Below are 23,264 nucleotides of genomic sequence, written 5' to 3'. Positions count from 1 at the left end.
ATTTGTAACGCTCTTATCACAGCAAATTTTTTAGGGAAAGGAATTTTCAAGAGATGATTAAATTATTTGTAAGCGACTTAGATGGCACTCTTTTACACGAAGAAAAATACGTAGAACAGCATAATGCAGACGCACTTAGTGAACTTCAGCGCCAAGGAGTAGAGGTTTGTCTTGCTTCTGGACGAATGGATACGGAAATTTTAAAGATTTCTACTGATATTAATAATACATTTCATCGCATTAGCCAAAACGGAGGATTTGTGTGGACCAAAGAAAATCAAGAACTTCATGGAAAAGTGTTTGAAGATGATTTAGCGGTTCAACTTTATAAAAAAACGATAGATCCTAACCGTATTACGCTTGTCTGTTCAAACGACACGAATTATGTAGAGCAGCGAAATGAAATTATTGAAGCGATTGAAACTCATATGTTTTTCCCTATCGAAGAACAAATTGAAATGACGGATTCATTTGGTCACGCTCTTTCTCCATCTAAAATCACGGTTCTTGGAGATCATGATGAAATGGTAGCTCTGCAAAAAGAAGTGAACGAAGAGTTTGGTGATTATATTGATACATATATTTCTGCCAAGCAGTGTTTGGATATTATGCCTAAACATATCAGCAAAGGAAATGCCATTGAAATTTTATTAAATCATCTTCAGCTAAAACCAGAGGAAATTGCATGTGTGGGGGATTCATTTAACGATATTCCTATGTTTCAATTAACGCCGAACAGTTTCGCTATGGCTACAGCTCCTGAAGCTGTTCAGCGCCACGCCTCTGCTGTTGTGTCATCTGTTAGTGAAGCAGCGCGTATTGTTTTAGAAAAAAATAAGCAAACCATCTAAAAAAAGCGGTCAACGTTTAAATTGACCGCTTTTATCTATTTAATAAGAAAACGGTAGTTATTTTTTCCGTAAAGAACGAAAAAATTCACCTAAGCTTTTTTGCTTCCCATCTGCATGCTCTCCGTGATTAACCAAGCTGCTGATTCTTTCTCGTCGAACAACAACCATAATAAGAGTGGCAAAAAAGATAATGGAAACGGCAATGACAACCAGTGCAAGAACGGATGCTACAATAGCTTCAGAAGTCGTTAGTGACGATAGCATCTGCCTCGTACACCTCCATTTCGTTTGTGGCGAAAAGGAGCCTAGCAATTAGAAATGCAAATAATCTTTTTTCTCAGCTTGATGCATGTTATTATACACCATTTTCATTTTAGAAGCTGTAGCTTTTAAAGACGTAGACGAATCCACATCTTCGGCTAACATAATGTTTACTAAGTCAACCACAGAACGAGACAACAACTCTACATTATTTTGCAACTCTAATTCGTCATAAGTCGTACGGTCTTGAAGACGAAGTCGAATAATTTCATTTGCTAGCTCCCTAACACGCACTAATTGTTGATGTTCTCCCATAGTATCTCCGCCGCAAGAAACTTATAATCAGCCCTTTTATTGGCTTTTATAAGAGCTAGAAATCCCTGCAGCTTACCCCTCCTTATAAAGATGCCTAGCACACCTTTATGTAAATCGCACTTTCACCTTGTTTACATGTATATTCGCTATAGCTGGTTCTTTTTCCTTTTGAAATTAGCAACCATCGTCAACGACCTTCTTGGTTTATCGTTCAGATTTCAAATTTTTAAGGATGTGATATACGAAAATTAAAACGCCAATAGCCGTAAGTGTTGCTCCTACTGCCACTACGGGTGTAAAAGCTTGGTTTTCTAGTACGATCATGAGAAATAAACCAATCATCATGACCGGTAATCCTATATTATGCAACCATACGTGCAGTTTAGCTAATTTACTTTCGCTAAACGCAGGAAACAAATAATAAATAAGTCCCGCTAACGTAAGCGACGTCCATCCTAATAAATTAATGTGCACGTGAACAGGCGTCAAAGCGTAGCTGTGAACAATTGACATATAATACCCCAATATGATGCCAATTCCAAAATAAACGGCTGATATTTTAATTAATTTAATTCCCATCGTTTTCTCCCCCTTATATCCCCTCCGACTTCTGTACTACTCTACGCAGGAAACGCCATTTTAGAAGCGGCTGATTAACCAAAGGACACGAAATACGGAGTATGATATCTAAAAAGAGGATTCTTTACCGCAAACACAAAAAACAGCTGAGCAAAAGTACTCAGCTGTCTATTTTAAGCAATATAATGCAGCACAAAATTCAAGAAAAACAATAGCGCGCTTACATACATAAACATCGATACTTCACGCATTTTACCAAGGAATAATTTAAGCAGTGGATACGCAATGAACCCAAATGCAATTCCATCAGCAATGCTGTACGTAAGAGGAATAAGCGCAATAATTAAAAATGCAGGGAAACCTTCTGTTAAGTCCTGTAAATTGATGTTTTTGATATTTTGAATCATTAGTGCTCCAATCACAATGAGAATAGGTGCAATAGCACTATCTGGAACTAGCTTGATAAATGGAATAAACAGAAGTGAACTTAAAAATAAAACTCCTGTAATCAGCGATGTTAAACCCGTTCGCCCTCCAGCTGCAATACCAGATGCTCCTTCTACAGAAGACACCGTTGGACTTGTTCCAAACACCCCGCTTAGCAAAGCTGAGGCGGCTGTTGCTTGAAAGGCCCGCGGAAATTTGCTATCTTGATTCATCATACCTAGCTGACCATGAAGCAAACCAATATTTTCAAAAATCAATACCATTGTTAATGAAAAGACAGCTGCCCAAAACGCAACGTCTCCAATGGCTCCAAAAGACAATGTGCCAAAGCTGCTAAAGAAGTCGTTCACGCTCGCAGCGGACTGTCCATTTTCTGCACTGCTTCTTACACCAAGTAAGAAGGCAAGGACGGATCCAGCAATCATGCTTAACAAAAAGTTACCCTTCACATTTCGGATAAACAGTACGATTGTGATAATTAACGTCAACAGCGTACTGATAACAAACGGATCTGACAAGTCTCCAAGTGCTACAAAAGTGTTTTCGCTTGGAACTACAAGCTTCCCTTTTTGCAAACCGATAAATGTTAAAAATAAGCCAACACCGACTGTTATCGCTTCTTTTAACGAATGCGGAATCGAAGAAACAATTTTGGCAGACAGTCGTGAAAAAGCTAATGCTATAAAAAGAAAGCCGGATATCACTACTGCTAATAACCCTTCTTGCCAAGATAATCCCATTGATTGAACCATCGTATACGTAAACAATGCGTTAATCCCCATACCTGGCACCAGAATGAGCGGCGCATTTGCCCAAAAAGCCATAATAACACAGCCTACAAAAGCCGAAGCCACTGTTGCGAATATTCCTGCTTCAAGCGGAATACCGGCATCAGACAAAATGGTTGAATTAACAGCAATAATATACACGATGGAAAGAAATGAAATGACCCCAGCTAAGCTTTCTTTTCCGACAGTTGTTTGGTGGTCGTTTAAACGAAACAACTTTTCAAATAATGCGTTCAATCTAATTTCCTTCTTTTCATCTATCCCTCGCCCACCCAGTGACCAAAAATGCCACCGAAGTTATTATAGCAAAATCAACAATTGTTGCAAGGAAAACTTGTCTCCTTTAGCTTAAGCATTCATTCCTTATTTAAAACTGTTATCATTTTCTAAACGTAACGTCTTGCATGCATTCTATACATACCTTGTATTGGACATAATAAAAGAGCGCTTTATCAGCGCTCACTATTTTAATAATAATAATATGGTGGGTACGGCGGATAATATGGTGCTGGATAGCCGTAATAACCTGGACCTCCTAATGCACTTCCAAGAACTAATCCTCCAAGAAATGGAGCTCCAAAGCCCCAACCCCAAGGGCGACCAAAGCCATAACCGAACCCCGGACGGCCGAAGCCAAAACCAGGACGACCGAAACCAAAACCTGGGCGACCGAAACCGAATCCTGGACGGCCAAAGCCTCCAAAACCACCAAATGGTCTTCTTATGTCATTAATATCAAATTCTTGCATGATACATGCCTCCTCAAATTATATTTCATTCTCTTTATTACATATGTTATTCACCTACTTCTTGCATAGGCAATCGCCTCTTTTTTTGTGATTTCTTAAAAAATATTCTTTTTCTATCACCTCGTTAGGATCAAACAAGCGTACAGACATATTTTTTAAGGCTTTGAAACATACTACATGTAAAATAAGAGAGATGAAACGAGGAATGTCCTTTTAGCATTTTCAGCAGCTGCTGCAATGAGAAATAAACATAATATGAACGCATAAAAAGAACGCTCAACAAAGATGTTGACCGTTCTTCTTATGAAAATACATAGCGATTTTTTATTAATTTATCTGACCCTTTGCTTGACCGTATATGCCCTAAAGCTATATAATCCCCTTTTTATACAATGCGCTTTGAACATAAAATCATAGGAGCGTCTCCCCAAACGCTGCTATGTATGTATATCTGTAATCGCTTACAAACCTTTAATAAAAAACCGATATGATTTTCTATCTATTTACATTAAACAATATTTTAGGCTAAATTTCAACACATTTTTTGTTTTTCTTTGTACTCAGCAAGAAAACAGGTGATATAGCACAATGATTTTCCTTTTTTCCTGTCCCTTTTACTTATATCCATAATCGTTTATAGTTTATAACGAAAGGAAGTGACATAATGTCTGATCAACTAGAAGAATACTTAGAACGAGGAATGTACGGAGCAAAGGAAACAAAAAGAGACGAAAGAAGATATTTCTTAACTGCTCTACGTGAGAATATTGAAATTGCGCTAAAAAAAGGGCAAGTCATGAAAAAGGATGCAGCAAAAATAAAGCCTCTTTTAAAAAAAGTGAAAGACGGTCATTTGTTTTTAAATGGCTCTTTGTCTTATTCATACCTCTCCCCTTATATTCAAGCGGCTAACCAACATAAAGTGCCTTTTACCATCGTTCAGAACTTAGAAGCTGATACCGATATTGGTCTAGTTTTAACGGGTTCTGAGGGCAGTTTGGAACGAGATATCTTTTTAGACTAAAAAAAGAGGTTGACACATAACGAAATGAATCCAATCAACTGCTAGAAGGAACGAGACAGATAAAACTATATTCACCATCAAAAAAAAACGAACCATTGATCAACATGTGATCAATGGTTCGTTTTTCACTTCGTCTAAAATACTTTTGTTGCAGCCTCTTTTTTATTTAGCAAACACGTGATGATCAATTGTTTTAATTACAGCACGTGAACGAATCCAGTTATCGGTAGCTGTTTTTGGATTATAAAAGTAAATGGAATCATCTAAACGATCTTTTCTAGTCAATGCTTGCTCTACTGCTTTTTTCGAATCTTCTGAAGCAGGTTTGTTAATTGATCCGTTTTGAACCGGTGAAAAAGCGTATGCTTTTCCGACAACTTGTTTAATAACTCCTGTTACCGTATCTGGAAACTTCGGAGAATTTACACGGTTTAACACCACTGTTGCTACCCCTACTTTTCCTTCATACGATTCGCCTTTTGCTTCGGCTTCTACTAAGCGAGCTAATAAATCTTTTTCACTTGCCGAAATCGAAACTGCAGGTGTTTCCTGGTCTGCAGGTTTGGCTTCTGGTTTTGGTTCTGGCTTAGCCGTATTAGCAGGTGCTGCCGTTGAAGGTTCCGTTGTTTCAGCAGCCAGCACTTTTGTCTTACTCGGAATAGCTAATGTTTCACCAATATAAATCATATCTCCTTGACGATTGTTTAATTTTTTAATATCGTCAATTGTTACACTATATCTTTTACCTAACTTCCAAAGACTATCGCCTTTGACTACTTTATAATTAGTTGCAGCCGTAGCTGTTGCATTAAAACCTATAAATGAAAGAGTAGCTAAACAAGCTACTACCATTGATTTCATATAACTATGTTTCATAGGTAATACCTCCTGAAATTTCGTATGGTATTACTCTATCATAGCTATATGGGGGTTTCACCGAACGATTCAATTACATTTCTTTAAGTTTGATGAACAAAATTACGTTCGGAACACAAATATGACATTGTACCTTATTTTTTGTCATAATCACGGTAATTTTTCTAAAATACAGGTATATTTTCCCGACTTATTTCAGTTTAATCAGAAATTTCTTCATTCGTTTTTCCCTTATAATTCTTATGATAAACATTTAAATTCATCTACTTTTACACAAAAGAGCTGAATGTTGTAATCAACATTCAGCTCTTTTTAATCTTCGATCTCAATTTCTACAACATCATAGAAATCAATCACTAGCTTAGCACCCGTATCATCCATAAACGTAAAAACGTCTTGATCATCTGATAAATGTATCACGTATCCGGTCAACTGCTGTTCACTGTTGTCGTAAACAGTAGTAATTAGAATTTTTTTATGATCTACATATGCTTCTTCTAATAACGAATGGAGGTCATAGTCCCCGTCATCTTCGGGCCGGTTCGTTAACAGCATCCCATAAGTCGTCATTCCATTTTTATCTTTCCATATATGATCTGCAAAATAAAAAGGTGCTGTACTTTTTCGAAACTCATCCATAATATCCCTCCTATAACTAAACACGTTTATTCGCTCTTACTATACGTTACTAAATAAACGCACAAGCACTTGTAACAGTATATTCTCTACTGTACAGGCTCATACATCCATTATATAAGGCATAATCAAATAATGCCATCATTTCGTTTAACTCCTAGGAATTTCTAGATACGTATAGGTAAAATCGCCTCCGCGTCCGGCGATTCCACGAAAATGTTTGAAATCAGGGCGATTTACTAAAAAAGGGCGAAAAGCAAGAAAGTCTTCTTTTTTAACTTTAATTTCGGTTACTTTTCCTTCACTTAACTCATTTAACATATTGATTACTGTTTGTTCATCCATTCAGTTCCACCTCGTTTTTAGCTGTTGAGCCAATTTTGCAGAGACGCAAATTGAGCTTCAGCTTCTTTATATCCTTGGTTATAAAGAGCGTCGAGGCGCTCACGATTCTTCTCAATTCGCCCTACTACAAGAGGGGATTGCGGACGAATCACAAAGATATTCCCCTGTCTTTCCTGCTCTTCAATATATGACAATGTTTCATTATACAATTTATAGCGGTTCTCAAGCGCACGAGTCAGCCCATCATAATGACGATATTTGCGCTTCAATAACCAAAGCATATTTGATTTCTTTTTTCGATATCCTTCGTTTCGCGTTAGCACAACAATATTTTTTCTATATCCATCCTGCACTGCTTTTTTGATTGGAATCGGATCACTGATTCCTCCATCTAACAGCTCTTTTCCTTTATATGTAACGACAGGTGCTAAAAATGGAAGGGAACTAGAAGCGCGAACCGCTGTCAAAATATCCCGATCATACTCATCAAAATAAACGGGTTCTCCCGTCACGCAGTCCGTTGCTCCTACTACAAGCTTCTCTGTACGCTCAGCAAATGCCTCAAAGTCAAATGGAAGAAGCTGATTAGGAATTTCATCAAAAACGAAATCCATTCCAAATATCTCTTTTGTTTTAAAATAATTTTTCCACGACAAGTAGCGAGGATCCTCTAAAAAATCTAAATTAGCTTTGCGACTTCTTCCTATTTGTCTAGATAAATAAGAAGTGGCATGACAAGCGCCGGCTGAAACGCCAATTACATACGGAAGGTAAAGATTTCTTTCCATAAAGTAATCTAAAACTCCGGTTGTATAAAGGCCTCTCATACCGCCTCCTTCGAGCACGAGTCCAGTATCTTTCAATTTCTACACCTTCTAATTCTTATAATTTATGACAAGATTATACCTCGTTTATTATAACGAAAGATGAACAAAGATGGAACTGTGTTGCTTCTCTCTTTCGTTAAAGCTACCAATTCCTTCTATTCCTCAGCACATTTTACTTGTTTTTTCAATTTTATTTTATATTTTTTCAAAAAACCCTTTACTAATTCCCAGTTTTAAGGCAAAATTGTAAAAAAAGAAAACGCTAACTAGTTTTACTATTTTCAAAATTAAAATTATTGAAAAAATTAATAATGAACTAATTTAAAACAAAGGAGCGATGAATGATGAAAATAGCAGAGGTAGGAAACTTGATAGAATTTAAAAATGGCTTACAGGGCATTGTCGAAAAAGTAAATGAAAACTCCGTGATTGTTGATTTGACTTACATGGCAAACTACCGGGATTTAGACTTAGAACAGCGAACTGTTGTCAACCACAAAAACTACACGATTATTAATCCTGCTATGTAAAGGGAAAAAGCAACCGGAACGCAAAAACGGTTGCTTTTTTAGTGGTTTTGAAAGAACTGATTCTTTTGTTCTTCTGTAATAATTCCCAGCTTATACATGAGATAAATATACTGTTGAACCTTAACATCCTTCGAACTTTTTTTCACTGTACTCCCTCTTTTCTAAAATGTTTCTTCATACAATAATATATGGCTAAGATAAAAAAAGTTTCCTTAAAGAAACAAAACCAGGCCCCATTTTTTCTTGAAAGGGTCTTATTTTCGTGTGACAATAAGAACAAGCTACTACTACCTACTTACTGAAAGGAATTACTAGCATGTTTGATACTGTATTGTTTATCGTTGCACTTATTGTCATTCTTTTTTTCATCGTGCAGTTCGTTTTTAAACGCAAGCAAACTTCAAATAAAAAAACATCCGTTGAACCCATGAATTATGCCGAAGAAGATTCTAACTCCTACACAAGCTGGAGTGAATCTGCTTCTAATCACGATCACGATGGTGATGGTGATGGTGATGGGAACGCGGATGCTGACGGAAGATAGAAAAAAGCCTCTTCTTATGAAGAGGCTTTTTTTATTTTGATAACACGCGCTTGCCGTTGGTAAACGAATAATAGCATTCACCTGTATAGATGTCTTGGCTTTCATGTACATGAACACCACATTTATCTTCAAGTGCAGCTTTCATCATGGATTTGGCTACGTTATACGCTTTAATTGGACGATATTTTCTCCACTTTCCTACAAGGCAAAATGAACACGACTTTAACGTGTATCCCCCAAGCTTTTCAAATAGGCGAAACTCTTGGCGCTTGCCTAATAATAACGATGGGCGGAAAAAGTGAGTAGAACGGATATACAAGCTTGCGATATCTTCTTCTACTTGCCCCTTTACTTTACTGTAAAAGAATGGCGAACGAAGATCAGCACCAATTGCTGTAATCGTTAAAAAGTTTTTGCAGCGATATTTTTCTGCACATTTAGCCGCTTTTAAAGGAAATTCGTAGTCAACTTTAATGAATTTCGCTTTTGTTTTTGCTTTTTTCATTGTCGTGCCTAAACAGCAATATACATCATCAACTGCAAAGCATTCTTCGTGCTTATCAAGCTCTGAAAAATCAATTTCAAGCTGACGTAGCTTTGTGTGTTCGATTGGTAGCTTTTTTCGAACAAACACTGTCACATGGTTATATAAGCTGTTGCTTAATAACATTTTTAAAAGTTCTTGACCAACAAGTCCGCTTGCACCTAATACTAATGCTGATCTCTGTGACATTCTTTCACCTTCTCATCTGTTGTTTTTGCAATGGAAAACAGGTTGCATACACAACCTGTTTGTTCGAATTAACGATTATCAATTGTTTCTGGGTATAAATCATGATTCATCAGGCGATAATTAGCCATTTCTTCATACTTCGTACCAGGACGGCCATAGTTTGTATATGGATCAATTGAAATCCCGCCGCGTGGTGTGAATTTCCCCCATACTTCAATATATCTTGGATTCATCAGTTTAATTAAGTCATTCATAATAATATTCATACAGTCTTCATGGAAATCTCCATGGTTACGGAAGCTGAACAAATAAAGCTTTAACGACTTGCTTTCCACCATTTTTTCATCTGGAATGTAACTAATATAAATGGTTGCGAAATCCGGCTGACCCGTTTTTGGACATAAGCTCGTAAATTCCGGACAGTTAAATTTCACAAAATAATCACGATTTGGATGTTTGTTATCAAATGCTTCTAGAATCTCTGGTGAATATTCAAACAAATAGTTTGTTCCTTGATTTCCAAGGAGTGATACACCTTCTAATTCTTCATCTTTTCGACCGCTCATTTGCATTTCCTCTCTTTCTACGATTGTCATTCTAACAGCGTTTTTTTATTTTGTATATATCTGTTTTTATTTTTCTTTGTAAATTTTTTGCTATGCGCTTACACGCCTCGTTTATTTCCCCAAACAAGGGCGTGAACCTGCGGCAGAACTCTTACATCGTTCATGTTTTTAGCTGCCACTGCCTTGTCGATTAACCACTCATACTTTTTAAGCAATTCTTGTGTTAACGACGCATTATCGATTGTCGTTAAGTCCTCGTTGCCTACTTGAACAAAAAATGGAACCTCAGGATAACGTTCATGAACAGACGCTGCATACTCAAAGTCCTCATCATTAAATACAACGACTTTTATGCTTATGTGCGCCATGCGTTTTTCCTTTATTAATGTCTCTATAATATCGTCTAATACGGAGAAATTTGTTGTCATTAATGAACTTGGAGGCTTAGGAGAAATCGTTAAATCATCGATCTTTAGGAACCAATCCTGATAACGGCTTCCCTGTGTTTCAAGAGCTGCTTTTACCCCATGACTGTGCAAAAGCTCTACAAGTGAACCAATCGCCTTGATAAGCGCAGGGTTTCCTCCAGAAATGGTGACGTGATCAAAGCACTCTCCTCCAATTTCTTTAAGCTCCGTCCAAATTTGTTCTGCTGTTAGCTGACGAATATCGTTTTTAGCTGATCCATCCCATGTAAAAGCTGAATCACACCAGCTGCAGGAATAATCACAGCCTGCGGTACGAACAAACATCGTCTTACGTCCTACAACCATTCCTTCCCCTTGAATCGTTGGGCCGAATATTTCAAGTACTGGAATTGTATTAGCCACGTTTTTTCACCTTCTTTGGGCGGTAAACTACGTAACTTGTCGGCGTTTCCCGCACGAATACTTGTACACAAGAAGGCTTATTTGGTAGTGTGTCTAGATATTCTTGAACCAACTCATAAATTTTACGAGCAACAACTTCAGTTGTAGGAAAATCATTTGGATTTTCTTCGTTAAAGATAGAATGATCGTTCAATAATGTATGATCAAATTGACCAGAAACAATTTTTTTCAATAGCGCAAAGTTTACTAAAAAGCCCGCTTCGTCTAATGTATCTCCGGCAACAGTTAAATTTACAAAATACGTATGTCCATGGACTTGACGGCATTTTCCTGCTTCTGTATGAGGAACAAAATGTGCCGCAGCAAACTGCATATCTTTGTTCAATTCATATTCATAGTCATGAAAGACTTGAGGATACATTTGTTGCAGCATTATTTTTCTCCTCCTTCTTTTGTTTGCAAGTATTGATCTAACCCGCGTTTTCGCAATTGACATGCGGGACATTCGCCGCACCCATCAGCAACAATACCGTTGTAGCACGTTAATGTTTTTTCACGCACATATTCAAGCGCTCCTAGCTCATCCGCTAACGCCCACGTTTCTGCTTTATCAATCCACATAAGCGGCGTATGAATCACAAACTCGAAGTCCATTGATAAATTAAGCGTGACGTTTAACGATTTCACAAATACGTCTCGACAGTCTGGATATCCCGAAAAATCAGTTTCACAAACGCCTGTTACGATATGACGGCCTCCGCTGTTTTTAGCCAGTACGGCAGCAAATGATAAAAATAACAGATTGCGGCCATCCACAAACGTTGTAGGCAACTCTCCTTCTTTTTGCTCAATTTCAATATCATCTCGTGTTAAGGCATTTGGTGCTAATTGATTTAAAAGTGACATATCTAGGACGGTATGCTTCACACCTAAATCAGCTGCGATAGCTTTTGCTACCTCTATCTCTTGACTATGACGCTGACCGTATTGAAAAGTAACCGTTTCTACTTCTTTAAAGTTTTTCAAAGCCCAAAATAGACATGTTGTACTATCTTGACCTCCGCTAAATACAACAATAGCTTTTTCATTTTTCATCATTATTGTTCGTCTCCTTTTTGATTGAAATCAAAAGAAGAAGAAACTTTATTGAACCGTTCGTTCCCTTTGTGACTAATTTTATAACACAAAAAAGAGACTGCTCTTTTCCAGCAATCTCCCTAAAAAGCAACTAAGATACACGTCCTCGCCAGCATACACGTCAAAAAGACGTGTTGATAGAAAAGCACGTGAAAGAAGACACGCTAAAACCGTGTCTTTTGTCATCAACGATGATCTTAGTTTTTTATAGAGGGAGTTTTCGAACCTCTCCCGTACATATACAAACGTGTACGGCGTTTCTTCTTGAATTGTCATCGTATACTATACCACATACGTATAAATAATGCTATGTTTGTTGGCTTCTATCACCTTTAGCTGTCTTATTTCTCTTTCTATAAGAAAGCGCAATAAATAACAACGGAAAACAGACGCTTAGTACAAATAAATAAAACGGCCAGTAATATTTTTCAAAATAATTGAAGTATGCTGTATTTGGAATAATGTAATACGCCACGCCTGTAATGATTAGACCTAAAGGAAAGCTCAAAAAATTGCGCACCCGTAAATTACATAATTGAGCGATACTTAACTGAATAGCATAGAACACAATGACAACTTTAAAAAAGATAGATAACATCCAAATAATAGCTACTAATACTTCAACATGCTGTATCGTTGCACCTAACGAAATCATTTTTCCTAATAAATAAACTGGGTAGCTGTGCATTGATGCAATATTCGCGCCAAGAGCTAATATACAAGCCGCAACTGCAATCGTAATCGTCAAGCCCGATGCCACAGTGCCGATAACAATCATTCTTTTTACCTTTTTGCCACCTTTTATATGAGGCGTAATCATTAGCACAAAAATCAATTCCATAAACGGATTTCCTAAGAAATACGTGGTCCCTAACACTAAATCATCCATGCGGAATTCAAACAAAGGGTAAAGACGATCCAGTTTCATCTGAGGAATATTTAACGAAATTAACAATAAAAAAGGGACGACGATCCACGGTAAAAAGATTTCCGCGGTTCTCGCTATCACTTCAATGCCTAAATACCCTCCGTATATAACCGCTAAAATCACAAGAGCATGAATCCACGTAGGCAGCGTTTCAGGGACAATTTGCGTCGTCATAAATGTACTGATATCTCGAAGGGAAAACGTAGATTGAATGAACATAAAAAAAATGTAAATAAGAGACATACACGCTCCGGCGTAAGGACCTAGCGCTTTTTTAGCTATTTCAATGAACGTTTGCTGAGGGTAACGGTGCATCAGCCATAACAGCACCGCAACAATTAAAAGGGCAAAGCCAATAGCAAGCACACTACATACCCAGGCATTTTGTCTATTCGTTTCTAATAACGTAGCCGGAACTGCCAAAATAGCGCTTCCGATACAAAAAAAATAAATGAGAAAAAGAAGTTGTTTCGGAGTAATAAATTCTTTTATTTGCATCATACACCCCTTCTCTCCTACATGCTTACGTAAATAACAGATGATGAACGGTTTTAGTAAGAGGCTTAATGAGTTCCTCTAAAAAGTACAGAGGCGTAGGTACTTCTTTACGGAGTGTAATGGCTCCCCAAAAGAATAAACCCATACCTATAAGACAAAGATAGACAACGATTTCACGGTAATACTTTTCCTTTCGGAAGTTAATCATAATTTTTTTAGTCAAAAAAGCAAGAAGTACCAATAAGGCGATAAATCCCTCCATTTTCTTTCTCCTTAATGCTTCATTTGCTTCATATATGAGTTATTTAACGTGCCTAAGCGACGAATTTGAACTTTGGCATCTAAATCGACGGTTAAATCTTCTGCGTAAATTCTGTTCCAGTCTCTTTTCATTTTGTACCATCTCTTTACATCTTGTCTGTAAAACGTTTCTCCAAAACCGAAGATATCACTTTTATAATCTTTTTGAGCTTTTTCCACTGCGTCATTCATTTTTTCTTTTACGTCCGCTGCTGTTTTTCGTTCGAGCATATTGATTACAGCTGGATCCTGTAAGTTTACTTGACACTCTACATCTGCCACGTTTGCTTCACCTTTTAAATCCACGTGAATATGAGGCTTATGGTTTTTCATAGAAGCCGTTACCTTCACGTTCGTTCGAAGCATTTCTACTCCGATGATATCGTGCTGTTTTTCTTTTCCTTCGCATGGAATAACAATTAACGTACTTTTTACATTTCCTGTAATATAGTTATATCCTTTACTTTCGTCTTCATTGAACCAGCCGATCAGCTTATCATTTTGAAAGACGCCTAATCCTTTAAAATTGAGCAGGGTGGACAGATTGGTCCGGGAAATGCTCGACATATCTCCTGCCTTTTTCACGTCGCCTTTGACCAATACTCCCGATAACACCGCCTGCTTTCCTTCGCTCGTTAAGTTACTGATCAGTTCATTTAACTTTACGCCTCTAGTAGGTGCCCAAATACGCTGAGAGACGTCTAATGAAGCAAACATATGGTTAGCTGGTATTTTTTCAATTGTTGTTAATACGTTCAGAACGCTCGATGCTTTCGTGTTTTTAGCAACAACAACAAAATAATCGGTACGCACTTCATGATCCCGAGCAAAGAAATCAAGCACTTCAGCAATACCCTCTTCCGCCATGCTTTCGCTAATGACTAGCATTCGTAAATGAGAAAGATAAATTTTCCGCGGGGATTTTGTCGTTATTTTTCTTAACCCTTCCATTACAGACGAAGCCTTAATAGAGAATGTGGTAACAGAAGGCCCGTTTGTAGGGGTTTTGGCCTGAATATCACCAGGGTTAATCAGCTGAACTGTAACAATAATGCCATCTTCTGCTTTATCAATTCCGACAGCAACCGTAATGGCTAGCTCATTCAACTCTCGACTGCTCCAGCAGCCGCTTAACAGCAATGAACAGATACATAACATCAGAAATGCTTTCATAGTAACCGGCCACCTTTGCACAGTTTAGTTTTTTTGCGTCTTTTGACGTGAGATATTCTTCTCGTTAATAAGCTTTGGCCTTGTTTTCATTTTTTTGATCGAACGTCTAATTAGAACATCCTTTTGATCACGCTTCACAAAGGGAGCCATAGGTGTCATATAAGGGACTCCAAATGACCTTAAGCTGCATAAATGTAAAATCATTAAAATTAGCCCGAGGATAATACCGAACAAGCCAAAAGTAGCTGCTAAAACCATTAAAATAAAGCGCAGCATCCTTACTGCAATGGCCATATCATACACCGGTGAAACAAAGTTACTAATAGCGGTGATGGATACAACGATAACCATTGCAGGCGATACTAATCCAGCTTGTACGGCGGCTTCTCCTAAAACGAGTGCTCCCACGATTGAAATAGCTGAACCTACTGCTCGAGGCAATCGGACTCCCGCTTCTCGCAAAATTTCAAACGTGATTTCCATAATAAACGCTTCAATAATAGCTGGAAAAGGCACACCTTCCCTTTGAGCTGCAATACTAATTAACAAAGCAAAAGGAAGCATCTCTTGATGAAAAGTAGTTAAAGCAATATAAGCAGAAGGTGTTAAAAGGGCTAAGAAAAATGCCATGTAGCGCATTAAGCGAATCAATGTACTAATATCTGCGCGCTGGTAATAATCTTCGGCCGCCTGAAAAAATTGAATAAATAGGGCAGGAACCATCAATACAAAAGGTGTACCGTCTACTAAAATGGCTATCCGCCCCTCTAAAAGACCTGCTGCCACGGAGTCTGGACGCTCCGTGTTATGCATAGTAGGAAAAGGTGTATAATCTTCATCTTGAATCAACTCTTCGATATATCCGCTCTCCAAAATACCGTCTATATCAATTTTAGAAAGACGCTCTTTTACCTCTTGAATGACCTGTTCATCCGCAATGCCGTCTATATAAACGAGCGCAATATCCGTTTTTGTAAACTCTCCTATTTGCTGAGATTCAATCCAAAGTTTTGGAGATTTTATTCGGCGCCGAATCAATGCGGTATTCGTTCGCAGTGTTTCTGTAAAACTGTCTCGAGGTCCTCTTACAACGGTCTGAGATTGTGGTTCAGAAACAGCCCTGTCTCTCCACCCTCTTGTACTTGCCACAATACACGTTTGATACCCTTCTAAAAACAGCACGGTATCTCCTGATAAAACATGAAGAAGAGCATCATCCAATGTTTTGGCTTCCATAATTTCACCGGCCGCCAAACTATAGCTTTTAATCAACTCGTACATATTAACGACACCGTCATCATGAGTTAAATGCTCATCGTGATAATGCATAATGGAGTCCAGCGCATAGTGTTCAACTTCATCTTTATTTACCAATCCGTCGATGTAAGCAACACCTAAAGTGAATTTTTCTTCAATTGAAATTCGAAACTCTCTTGTCACTAAGTCCGTGCTCTGTCCCAATGCTTTTTTCATGTGGAATATATTATCTCCCACTCTCTCCGACAATTTCTGCTCTTCCTCAGTGGAAGAAGCACTAGTTGCCTTAGAGTCCTTCGATTCACCAGCTTTTTCTTTCCGCTGTTTGGATTTATTCGTTAACTCCGACAGTTTTTTAATACGCATTGTTCATCCTCCACTACATTGAACGAAAAGAAACGGAATTTCTTCTTTTTAGTCTCTATAGTTTTTGTATGAAAAGGAAATTTATACTTGAAGCCATTTTAATAATCTTTATTTTTGACATCATTTGTGCATTTCTATAGGATAGTAATGGATAATTCTTCGTTATTATGAAGAATGTTTATACGGAACATTGAAAGGAGTCTATACATGGCACAATCACTTAAAGGCAAAGTAGCTCTTATTACAGGAGCAGGAAAAGGCATTGGTCGTTCAACTGCAATTGAATTAGCAAAAGAAGGCGTAAATATCGGTTTAATTGCTCGTACAGAGGCAGATTTAAAGGCTGTTGCTTCTGAACTGGAAGCATTTGATGTACAAGTTGCTTATGCAACAGCAGACGTTTCTTCTATGGAAGAAGTAAACGCAGCAGTTGAGCATCTACATACAAAATTAGGGGCGACGGATATCTTAATCAACAATGCGGGAATCGGTAAATTCGGAGGCTTTTTAGAGCTAGACCCAGCTGAGTGGAAACAAATCATTGATGTGAATTTAATGGGCGTTTACTACGTAACGCGCGCCGTTCTACCTCAATTAATCGAAAAAAATGGTGGAGACATCATCAATATTTCATCCACTGCTGGTCAAAAAGGCGCTCCTGTTACAAGTGCTTACAGCGCTTCAAAATTTGGCGTGCTTGGCTTAACTGAATCTTTAGCGCTAGAAGTGCGCAAACACAATATTCGTGTAACAGCTCTAACACCAAGTACAGTAGCAACGGAATTAGCATATAAAGAAAACTTAACGGATGGCAATCCTGATAAAGTGATGCAGCCTGAAGACCTAGCAGAAATTATGGTAGCACAATTAAAGCTGCATCCGCGTATTTTTATCAAATCTGCGGGCATGTGGTCTACAAATCCATAAACAAACATAGAAAAAGGAGAGCTTCAGCTCTCCTTTTTTGTGTCTTCTTTTATATGATGGTTAGCTTATTTACGTTTAGGCGTGATTTCTTCTGATAGTTCTTCAAAAGACTTTACTTTTCCATGCGATGGGTTTTGTGATTGCTTTCGTACGTTCCACTGACGCTCTTTTTGACTTTTAGACTGAGTCATTTTGCTTCATCCCCTTTTTATATGCTTACATGTAGTAGGATAAAACAAGCTGCTCTTTTCCATTCATCAAAACTGCTTCCAATTTCTTTACTGCTTAGCTAAATGTATTTTAAACCATTTATCAATTTCCGCGTTGTATTGATCATAATAAGCAGTTAGCGGATGGTCTCCATTTTTGTACAGTACATATTTGTATTCTTTTCCCTGCTCATCTAGCTGTTTCACAAGTTTTTCAGCCTGAGTGTGGTGAACTTTACGATCATGATCGCCCTGTAAAATCAAAAGAGGTGAATTTACTTTATCGCTCCAGTAGACAACAGAACGACTTTTATACCTCTCTGGATACTGCGCCGGATCTCCTACAATTGTCCGCAGCACTTGTTTCATTTCAGGCCCTCTTTGGTCGTAGAATTGAAACATGTCTGTAATACCTGATTGTACGACAACAGCATCAAATTTAACGCCGTTTTTCATCGTTAAATACGTCATCATACCGCCGCGTGAATATCCTAGCGCTACCTTTTGCTGGTGATTTACGTAAGGAAGCTGTTCTCCCCATTTAACAAGATTTAATACGTCGTCAATATCTTTACCGCCGTACGTCTCTGTTCCTTCACTTCCGCCATTTCCCCTGTATTGAGTCGCAACAACGACGTAGCCTTTACTTGCCCAGTATGACAAATACTGAAGTGTTTTTGCGCGAATCATGCCATGTTCGCGATTTCCTCCGCGATTATATACTAAAAGCGGATAATGTTTGTCTGCAATGTCTTTAGGCTGTACTAAAAACCCTTTTATCTTTAAATTATCACTAGGATACGTAATGCTATATACATCTACTTTATTTGAATAAGGCGATAATAAATTCAATTTTTCTTTATTTACATCATCACTTTCAGCTCGGTTAAAAACCGCTGTCACACCGAGCACAGCTACAGTGATTAATGCAATGATGCCCCATTTTTTCAACAGAAACCCTCTCCTCAATAAATATCTTTTCTCTTTTATAATGAGTGTTTTCATTTGCCTTTACCCTTCTTAAATGTTTGCTAAAAAGGGCATTCATCCCATCGCCAATACAGCTTATCTATCATACCGCAAAACCCAAATTTCTTCATTAATAAAGAAATAAGAATTCATACAAATACATGAACAGGAAAGACGTATAGTAAATTGTATTATTAAATTGTAGATTTGAAAAGTGGAATGATACTTTTTTTGTCGTTTTTTACCTGTCCTTTTTTAAAAAGAAAAAAGCCCAGTTAAGACTGAGCTTTTTTCTTGGCAATACCAATGCCTGTATATGCTAAAATAATTGAAAAAATCGGACATAAAATGCTAAAGAATGTAAATGGAATATAGTCAGCCGCTGGAATATTTAATGCAGTTGAAATAAAAGCTCCGCTGACACCCCACGGAATAATAGCATTAATAACCGTTCCACCGTCTTCAAGCGTTCGTGATAAGTTTTTCGGATCTAAGTTCCACTTTTCATACAGCGGCTTAAACGTTTGCCCAGGCAGAAGAATTGATAAATACTGTTCTCCTGTAATAACGTTCACTCCAATTGAAGATAGAAGCGTAGCAAAAATAACGTCTCCGCTGCGGCGGATTTGTTTTGCTAATCCTTTTAATAAAGCATCAATAATTCCAACCGCTCTCATCAAGCCACCTAGCGACAAGGCAATCATGATAAGAGAAATAGAAAACATCATGGACTGTAATCCGCCTTTGTTTACAATCGCATCGACTACTTTATTTCCTGACTCGATTGCCGGCCCGCTTTGAAGAACCCCTAGCAATTGACTCAGCGTAAATTCATGCTGTGTAATCATTCCTGTAATAATGGCCGTTACAATCCCTAAAACTAACGTTGGCAATACATCGACTCTTCTCATCGAAAAAATAAGAACTAAGAGTGGAGAAAGCAACGTTAACACGTGTAAATTAAACGTATGTTTTAATGCTTCTTGAATTCCTTGAATTTCTCCGTAATTGACGCTTTCATGATTTCCGTTCATTCCGATTACCAATGCAATGATTGCTGTAATAACAATACTTGGAACCGTCGTCCACGTAATATGCTGAATATGTTTAGGGAGCGGCACTTCAACGATACCAGAAGCAAAATTTGTTGTATCAGACAATGGAGACATTTTATCTCCAAACACAGCTCCTGAAACAATCATCCCTGCTGCTAGCCCTGGATGTACACCAATAGCAGTTCCCACGCCAAATAAAGCGACTCCTACCGTACTGACGGTTGTTAATGAACTTCCCGTGAATGTTGAAACTAACACGGTGATAACCAAAGCACTAATTAAAAAGTACTGCGGTGAAATCCAGTGGAAGCCGTAGGATAAAATCGTCGGTATCGTTCCTCCTACCATCCAAATCGCAATGAGCATCCCGATCAGCATTAGAATAAGGATAGGCTTAATGCCAAGTCTAACACCGTCTAAAATGCCTTTCTCCATTTCTGTCCACTTATATTTCAACAAAAAGCCAATCACACTAATAAATGCTACACCAAATATTAGCGGAATATGAGGCGGCAGCTTTAACATAAATAATGAAACAAAAATAATAGCTAATAGCACCAAAACCACCGCTATTGATTGTATAAATGAAATTTCTTTTTTCATGAGGTATTCCCTTTCTATCTTTCTTTTTCACTTAAACGCTTTTATGCTTTTACGCAGTTAAGTGCAAACCTTCTTGAGTATAATTTTTATCCTTCTTGCTGTCAATAACTTATTTTATCCAAGGGCAGGCTCTGCACTCATTTTTCCACTTTTCTTCTTATTAATATTTATTCTCTATCTAAGCAAATCATTGTACAAAATGCTTCTAATGTTTTTATATATATAAAACGGGTACACACAAAACACACGTTTTTTAATGTACTACCTTTTGCACATAAGCGAGGAACTTCCCTCAAAAAATTTTTAAGCAAAAGACTTGAAAGTCAAAAAAGGTCAAAGTATAATGAGATTACGAAAGGTCAAGAAAGGTCAAACGCCTGCTGATCTTCGATTAAAATCATTTAGGGAGGCTAATTAAATGATTTGTCAAAACTGTAATAAACGTGAAGCATCTATTCAATTAAATGTACAAACAAATAATCAAAAATCTCAATATCGTTTATGTCATACATGTTATCAAGCACTAATGAAAGAACATAAAATCCCATCAGGCTTTGGAGGTGGCGGCTTTATGAACATCGATGATTTATTCAAGCAAATGGCGCACGAACAAGCTGCACCGGAGCAGCCACAGCAAGGAAACGGCGGCGGCGGCTTTTTAGATCAATTTGGTCGAAACTTAACTCAAATTGCGAAAACGGGATTAATTGATCCTGTTATTGGCCGCGAAGAAGAAGTAGAGCGCGTCATTGAAATTTTAAATAGAAGAAACAAAAACAACCCGGTACTAATTGGAGAACCCGGTGTTGGTAAAACAGCTGTAGTCGAAGGGTTAGCTTTAAAAATTGCGGAAGGAAAAGTTCCTGCAAAGCTGCTAAATAAAGATGTATATCTGTTAGATGTAGCATCACTCGTAGCTAATACGGGCGTGCGAGGTCAATTTGAAGAGCGTATGAAACAGTTAATTTCTGAGCTTCAACAGCGAAAAAACGTGATTTTATTTATCGATGAAATCCACCTTCTTGTAGGAGCAGGTTCAGCGGAAGGTTCAATGGACGCAAGCAATATTTTAAAACCTGCTCTTGCACGAGGTGAACTTCAAGTAGTCGGAGCTACAACTTTAAAAGAGTACCGTTCCATTGAAAAAGATGCGGCTCTTGAACGACGTTTCCAGCCGGTTATGGTTCACGAACCGTCTGTAGAAGAAGCCGTTGAAATTCTAAAAGGAATTCAAAGTAAATATGAAGATTATCACGGCGTTAGCTATACAGATGAAGCGATTCGTGCTTGTGTAAATTTATCACACCGCTACATTCAAGATCGTTTCTTGCCTGATAAAGCAATTGACTTGCTAGATGAAGCAGGTTCAAAAATGAACTTACAGGCAGGCATTACAAATAAAGACGAAGCAGCCGCTCGCTTAAAAGAAATTACAAAAGAAAAAGAGCAGGCGCTAAAGGATGAAAAATATGAAGTAGCGGCAAAACTGCGCGATGAAGAAGCTGCTCTTGAAAAACAACTAAACGAAGAACAGCAAAAAATGAATGTGGATATTGCTGACATTCAAGCCATTATTGAAAAGAAAACGGGTATCCCTGTTGGTAAACTTCAAGAAAATGAATCAGCAAAAATGAAGCATTTAGCAGAGCACTTAGCTCAAAAAGTAATCGGACAGCAGGAAGCTGTCGAAAAAGTAGCAAAAGCGATTCGACGTTCTCGCGCTGGATTAAAAGCGAAGCATCGCCCAATTGGTTCATTCTTATTTGTTGGTCCAACAGGTGTTGGTAAAACAGAGTTAACCAAAACATTAGCTGAAGAACTATTCGGCTCAAAAGATGCTATGGTTCGTCTAGATATGAGTGAATATATGGAAAAACACGCGGTGTCTAAATTAATCGGTTCACCTCCTGGCTACGTAGGTCACGAAGAGGCAGGACAATTAACAGAGAAAGTACGCCGTAATCCTTATTCCATCATCTTACTAGATGAAATTGAAAAAGCTCATCCAGACGTTCAGCATATGTTTTTGCAAATTTTAGAAGATGGACGTCTAACGGATAGTCAAGGTCGCACAGTGAGCTTCAAAGACACGGTTATCATTATGACAAGTAACGCTGGTGTAGGTGAAAAGAAAATTACGGTTGGGTTTGACGCAGAAAATGATGCGCTTAAGCAGGCATCCGTTTTAGATTCACTTTCATCTTATTTCAAACCAGAGTTTTTAAATCGATTTGATACAATCATTGAATTTAATCACCTTGAAAAAGATAACTTGATTAAAATCGTTGACCTTATGCTTGCTGAATTAAAAGAAACATTACAAGAACAAAACATCACGCTGAGCGTAGCAGATGAGGTAAAAGAAAAACTGGCTGAACTTGGCTATCACCCTGCATTCGGTGCTAGACCACTCCGCCGAGCAATTCAAGAACAGCTTGAAGATCGAATTACAGATTTACTGTTAGATGATGCGGACGTATCAACAGTGAACGTAACGTTAAATGAAGCGAGCGAAATCACCGTACAAAACTAATAGAAAAAGCGACTCTACTTGAGTCGCTTTTTTTATAGAAATACTTTCGTTTATTTACTTTCATCTGTTTTTTCATCTGTTTTTTCGTCCGCACTATCCGTTGATTCTTCTTGATCATCAGCTGCTTCATCCCCAGATGAGTCATCTGCTTCGTCTTGCTTCATTGTTTCCTGTGAATCATCTGTCGTTGTATCCTCCGATTGAGTATCATCCGACTGTTCGGTTTGCTGTTCTGTTGCATCTTTTTCATCCGTTTGTGAGTTGCATGCTGTGATTAACATAATTGCTAGAAGTGATCCAAATAACTTGACTAATAAACTTTTGTTCATTTTACCGTCTCCTTTCGAATCATCTGAGCCTCTATGTAGTCACCATTCATATGGCTCTACTGGCAGTATAGCCTATCCA

Annotated in this window: 28 protein-coding genes and 1 riboswitch; of the genes, 6 read left to right on the top strand and 22 right to left on the bottom strand. The window is 37.9% G+C overall.

All coding sequences use genetic code 11. The features are described 5' to 3' along the window. The first annotated feature begins 53 nt into the window (after window positions 1-53). Window positions 54-851 carry a Cof-type HAD-IIB family hydrolase gene (locus tag ACNHOZ_RS15460; protein WP_028414140.1) on the top strand — a complete coding sequence of 266 codons (798 nt, stop codon included), beginning with the start codon at window positions 54-56 and terminating at the stop codon, window positions 849-851. A 57-nt stretch (window positions 852-908) separates the two neighbouring features. Here ACNHOZ_RS15460 and ACNHOZ_RS15455 read toward each other — a convergent pair whose 3' ends face one another. From ACNHOZ_RS15455 to ACNHOZ_RS15435, 5 genes are all read right to left on the bottom strand, one after another. Further along, entirely contained in the window at window positions 909-1,115 is a 207-nt protein-coding gene (locus tag ACNHOZ_RS15455; RefSeq protein WP_013055999.1) for a hypothetical protein, read from the bottom strand. Between the two features lie 48 nt (window positions 1,116-1,163). Then, complete coding sequence (locus ACNHOZ_RS15450) at window positions 1,164-1,427, bottom strand: hypothetical protein (RefSeq protein ID WP_013055998.1); 264 nt, start codon at window positions 1,425-1,427, stop codon at window positions 1,164-1,166. 204 nt (window positions 1,428-1,631) lie between these two features. Continuing rightward, window positions 1,632-2,006, bottom strand: coding sequence for a hypothetical protein (locus ACNHOZ_RS15445; RefSeq protein ID WP_028414141.1), 375 nt, complete (start codon window positions 2,004-2,006; stop codon window positions 1,632-1,634). A gap of 173 nt (window positions 2,007-2,179) precedes the next feature. After that, window positions 2,180-3,478 (bottom strand): NCS2 family permease, encoded by a 1,299-nt coding sequence (locus ACNHOZ_RS15440; RefSeq protein WP_048020028.1) that lies wholly within the window; start codon window positions 3,476-3,478, stop codon window positions 2,180-2,182. Window positions 3,479-3,708: 230 nt separating this feature from the next. Further along, entirely contained in the window at window positions 3,709-3,990 is a 282-nt protein-coding gene (locus ACNHOZ_RS15435) for a hypothetical protein (protein ID WP_033578387.1), read from the bottom strand. A 664-nt stretch (window positions 3,991-4,654) separates the two neighbouring features. Here ACNHOZ_RS15435 and ACNHOZ_RS15430 point away from each other — a divergent pair. Then, window positions 4,655-5,014 (top strand): YueI family protein, encoded by a 360-nt coding sequence (locus tag ACNHOZ_RS15430; RefSeq protein WP_014461047.1) that lies wholly within the window; start codon window positions 4,655-4,657, stop codon window positions 5,012-5,014. 162 nt (window positions 5,015-5,176) lie between these two features. Here ACNHOZ_RS15430 and ACNHOZ_RS15425 read toward each other — a convergent pair whose 3' ends face one another. From ACNHOZ_RS15425 to ACNHOZ_RS15410, 4 genes are all read right to left on the bottom strand, one after another. Further along, entirely contained in the window at window positions 5,177-5,890 is a 714-nt protein-coding gene (locus ACNHOZ_RS15425) for a cell wall hydrolase (protein WP_048020029.1), read from the bottom strand. 312 nt (window positions 5,891-6,202) lie between these two features. After that, window positions 6,203-6,529: a hypothetical protein gene (locus ACNHOZ_RS15420; protein ID WP_013082248.1), complete on the bottom strand. Its 327-nt coding sequence runs from the start codon at window positions 6,527-6,529 to the stop codon at window positions 6,203-6,205. Between the two features lie 147 nt (window positions 6,530-6,676). Continuing rightward, the gene (locus ACNHOZ_RS15415; RefSeq protein ID WP_033578384.1) at window positions 6,677-6,871 is read right to left on the bottom strand and encodes a hypothetical protein; all 195 of its coding nucleotides are present in this window, start codon (window positions 6,869-6,871) and stop codon (window positions 6,677-6,679) included. A 17-nt stretch (window positions 6,872-6,888) separates the two neighbouring features. Further along, window positions 6,889-7,734, bottom strand: a complete 846-nt coding sequence (locus tag ACNHOZ_RS15410; protein WP_028414145.1) for a patatin-like phospholipase family protein — start codon at window positions 7,732-7,734, stop codon at window positions 6,889-6,891. Window positions 7,735-8,042: 308 nt separating this feature from the next. On the opposite strand from ACNHOZ_RS15410, the gene ACNHOZ_RS15405 reads away from it, so the two are divergent. Beyond that, a complete protein-coding gene (locus tag ACNHOZ_RS15405) occupies window positions 8,043-8,228 on the top strand; it encodes a YkvS family protein (protein ID WP_048020030.1) in 186 nt (61 codons plus the stop codon). Window positions 8,229-8,544: 316 nt separating this feature from the next. Further along, the gene (locus tag ACNHOZ_RS15400; protein ID WP_034268205.1) at window positions 8,545-8,772 is read left to right on the top strand and encodes a hypothetical protein; all 228 of its coding nucleotides are present in this window, start codon (window positions 8,545-8,547) and stop codon (window positions 8,770-8,772) included. A 31-nt stretch (window positions 8,773-8,803) separates the two neighbouring features. Here ACNHOZ_RS15400 and ACNHOZ_RS15395 read toward each other — a convergent pair whose 3' ends face one another. From ACNHOZ_RS15395 to ACNHOZ_RS15355, 9 genes are all read right to left on the bottom strand, one after another. Continuing rightward, on the bottom strand, window positions 8,804-9,505 hold the full coding sequence (locus tag ACNHOZ_RS15395; protein WP_028414147.1) for an NAD(P)H-binding protein: 702 nt from the start codon (window positions 9,503-9,505) through the stop codon (window positions 8,804-8,806). A gap of 68 nt (window positions 9,506-9,573) precedes the next feature. After that, window positions 9,574-10,071: a preQ(1) synthase gene (queF, locus tag ACNHOZ_RS15390; RefSeq protein WP_013055985.1), complete on the bottom strand. Its 498-nt coding sequence runs from the start codon at window positions 10,069-10,071 to the stop codon at window positions 9,574-9,576. Between the two features lie 98 nt (window positions 10,072-10,169). Then, window positions 10,170-10,901: a 7-carboxy-7-deazaguanine synthase QueE gene (gene queE / locus ACNHOZ_RS15385; protein WP_048020031.1), complete on the bottom strand. Its 732-nt coding sequence runs from the start codon at window positions 10,899-10,901 to the stop codon at window positions 10,170-10,172. Next, window positions 10,894-11,334, bottom strand: coding sequence for a 6-carboxytetrahydropterin synthase QueD (gene queD, locus ACNHOZ_RS15380; RefSeq protein WP_013055983.1), 441 nt, complete (start codon window positions 11,332-11,334; stop codon window positions 10,894-10,896). The genes queE and queD overlap by 8 nt, the downstream gene beginning before the upstream one ends. Next, window positions 11,334-11,999 carry a 7-cyano-7-deazaguanine synthase QueC gene (queC, locus tag ACNHOZ_RS15375; protein WP_028414148.1) on the bottom strand — a complete coding sequence of 222 codons (666 nt, stop codon included), beginning with the start codon at window positions 11,997-11,999 and terminating at the stop codon, window positions 11,334-11,336. The genes queD and queC overlap by 1 nt, the downstream gene beginning before the upstream one ends. Window positions 12,000-12,229: 230 nt before the next feature. After that, a riboswitch (PreQ1 riboswitch) is annotated at window positions 12,230-12,273 on the bottom strand. 72 nt (window positions 12,274-12,345) lie between these two features. After that, on the bottom strand, window positions 12,346-13,467 hold the full coding sequence (locus ACNHOZ_RS15370; RefSeq protein WP_048020032.1) for a GerAB/ArcD/ProY family transporter: 1,122 nt from the start codon (window positions 13,465-13,467) through the stop codon (window positions 12,346-12,348). 22 nt (window positions 13,468-13,489) lie between these two features. Then, complete coding sequence (locus ACNHOZ_RS15365) at window positions 13,490-13,726, bottom strand: hypothetical protein (RefSeq protein ID WP_048020033.1); 237 nt, start codon at window positions 13,724-13,726, stop codon at window positions 13,490-13,492. An 11-nt stretch (window positions 13,727-13,737) separates the two neighbouring features. Continuing rightward, the gene (locus tag ACNHOZ_RS15360; RefSeq protein ID WP_028414151.1) at window positions 13,738-14,937 is read right to left on the bottom strand and encodes a Ger(x)C family spore germination protein; all 1,200 of its coding nucleotides are present in this window, start codon (window positions 14,935-14,937) and stop codon (window positions 13,738-13,740) included. Between the two features lie 24 nt (window positions 14,938-14,961). Then, the gene (locus ACNHOZ_RS15355) at window positions 14,962-16,560 is read right to left on the bottom strand and encodes a spore germination protein (protein WP_028414152.1); all 1,599 of its coding nucleotides are present in this window, start codon (window positions 16,558-16,560) and stop codon (window positions 14,962-14,964) included. Between the two features lie 207 nt (window positions 16,561-16,767). Here ACNHOZ_RS15355 and ACNHOZ_RS15350 point away from each other — a divergent pair, with 207 nt between their 5' ends. Further along, window positions 16,768-17,487 (top strand): 3-ketoacyl-ACP reductase, encoded by a 720-nt coding sequence (locus tag ACNHOZ_RS15350; protein ID WP_028414153.1) that lies wholly within the window; start codon window positions 16,768-16,770, stop codon window positions 17,485-17,487. Window positions 17,488-17,552: 65 nt separating this feature from the next. On the opposite strand, the gene ACNHOZ_RS15345 is transcribed toward ACNHOZ_RS15350, so the two are convergent. The 3 genes from ACNHOZ_RS15345 to nhaC all read right to left on the bottom strand — a co-directional run bounded on the left by ACNHOZ_RS15345 (window position 17,553) and on the right by nhaC (window position 20,323). Beyond that, the gene (locus ACNHOZ_RS15345) at window positions 17,553-17,678 is read right to left on the bottom strand and encodes a DUF6254 family protein (RefSeq protein ID WP_013082238.1); all 126 of its coding nucleotides are present in this window, start codon (window positions 17,676-17,678) and stop codon (window positions 17,553-17,555) included. 87 nt (window positions 17,679-17,765) lie between these two features. Continuing rightward, window positions 17,766-18,647, bottom strand: a complete 882-nt coding sequence (locus ACNHOZ_RS15340) for an alpha/beta hydrolase family protein (RefSeq protein ID WP_048020034.1) — start codon at window positions 18,645-18,647, stop codon at window positions 17,766-17,768. A 293-nt stretch (window positions 18,648-18,940) separates the two neighbouring features. Further along, window positions 18,941-20,323 (bottom strand): Na+/H+ antiporter NhaC, encoded by a 1,383-nt coding sequence (gene nhaC / locus ACNHOZ_RS15335; protein ID WP_033578380.1) that lies wholly within the window; start codon window positions 20,321-20,323, stop codon window positions 18,941-18,943. A gap of 418 nt (window positions 20,324-20,741) precedes the next feature. Between nhaC and ACNHOZ_RS15330 the strand changes: the two genes are divergently transcribed. Next, complete coding sequence (locus ACNHOZ_RS15330; protein WP_048020035.1) at window positions 20,742-22,856, top strand: ATP-dependent Clp protease ATP-binding subunit; 2,115 nt, start codon at window positions 20,742-20,744, stop codon at window positions 22,854-22,856. A gap of 50 nt (window positions 22,857-22,906) precedes the next feature. Here ACNHOZ_RS15330 and ACNHOZ_RS15325 read toward each other — a convergent pair whose 3' ends face one another. Beyond that, a complete protein-coding gene (locus ACNHOZ_RS15325; protein ID WP_033578378.1) occupies window positions 22,907-23,185 on the bottom strand; it encodes a hypothetical protein in 279 nt (92 codons plus the stop codon). Window positions 23,186-23,264 lie beyond the last annotated feature (79 nt).

It is taken from the genome of Priestia sp. D51 (assembly GCF_053345675.1).
The sequence above is the reverse complement of the archived record's forward strand: the minus strand, read 5'-3'. Positions and strand labels throughout refer to the sequence as shown.